This is a genomic window from Streptosporangium sp. NPDC049248, from assembly GCF_040678965.1.
GTDB classification, from domain to species: domain Bacteria; phylum Actinomycetota; class Actinomycetes; order Streptosporangiales; family Streptosporangiaceae; genus Streptosporangium; species Streptosporangium fukuiense.
This window is the reverse complement of record NZ_JBFAQY010000095.1, coordinates 1-1,102: the sequence shown is the minus strand read 5'-3', so window position 1 is coordinate 1,102 and position 1,102 is coordinate 1. Positions and strand designations below refer to the sequence as shown.

1 protein-coding gene is annotated in these 1,102 nt (G+C 65.9%); it reads right to left on the bottom strand.

Features of this window, described 5'->3' with window-relative positions:
* Positions 1-1,102 (bottom strand): tryptophan halogenase family protein (locus tag AB0K21_RS44710; protein WP_364159335.1); only part of this gene is annotated, 1,102 nt, incomplete at both ends.

The following is a 1,102-nucleotide window of genomic DNA, read 5'->3' as shown; positions in this document are numbered from 1 at the left end:
CCCCGTCCACGGCGTTCGCGACCCGGGTGTTGTAGGCCGCGATCTGCTCGCTGTCCCATCGCTGGTCGGGGAAGTGCTTGACGAGCTGCTCGATGGCGTGCTGGATGAAGAAGATGCCGGTGGACTCCAGCGGCTCGACGAACGCGCTGGACAGGCCGATCGCCACGCAGTTCTTGACCCATGAGTCCCGGTTGCGGCCGATGCGCATCCGGATGTGGTTGGCCTGCAGGTCTTCTTGGCCGGGCGCGGCGGCCTGGCGCAGTTCCCGCTCGGCCTCCTCGGGGCTGATGAACTGGTCGGAGTAGACATAGCCGGTGCCGTTGCGGCGAAACAGCGGGATGGTCCACATCCAGCCCGCGCTCATCGCGGTCGCCGTGGTGTAGGGGCTCATGTCGGTGGCCTGTTCACGCGGTACCCGAAGCGCGACCGCGCGGTTGTTGGGCAGCACGTCCTCGAACGACTGGAACTCGGTGCCGAGTGTCTGGTTGATCAGCATGCCGCGGAAACCGGTGCAGTCGATGAAGAGGTCACCGGCGATCTCGCCGTGGGCCTCGGTGCGCACGTGGCTGATCCAGCCGCGTTCGTCCTGGGCGACGTGCTGGACGTTGTCCAGGATGTGGCGGGCGCCGCGTTTGACGGAGAAGTCGGCCAGGTATCTGGCGACCTCGTCGGCGTCGAAGTGGTAGGCGTAGGGGAACTGGGCTCGCTGTTCGGCCAGGGTGGAGCGGCCCAGCGGGCCGTCCAGTTCGGAGGCGAAGAGCGAACCGTCTCGCATCCGCGGTGAGCGCTTGGCCTCACACAGCGCCGAGGTGATGAAGCAGGAGCGGTCGAACGGCTTGCTGCGGTCGCCCAGTTCGAGCCACCAGTCGGCGATGGAGAATCCGTCCACCACGCGCAGCCGCTCGAACGGGTGGTAGAAGTACTCGCCTGCTTTGCTCCAGTTCTCAAAGCGGATGGCGAGTTTGTAGCCTCCGGCGCATTTCGGCAGCCAGTCGGCTTCGTCAAGCCCGAGGTAGTCGAAGAAGTGTCGCACCGTGCTGAAGGTGGCCTCGCCGACACCGATCCGTTTGACCTGGGGCGATTCCACCAGGGTCACGTCGAT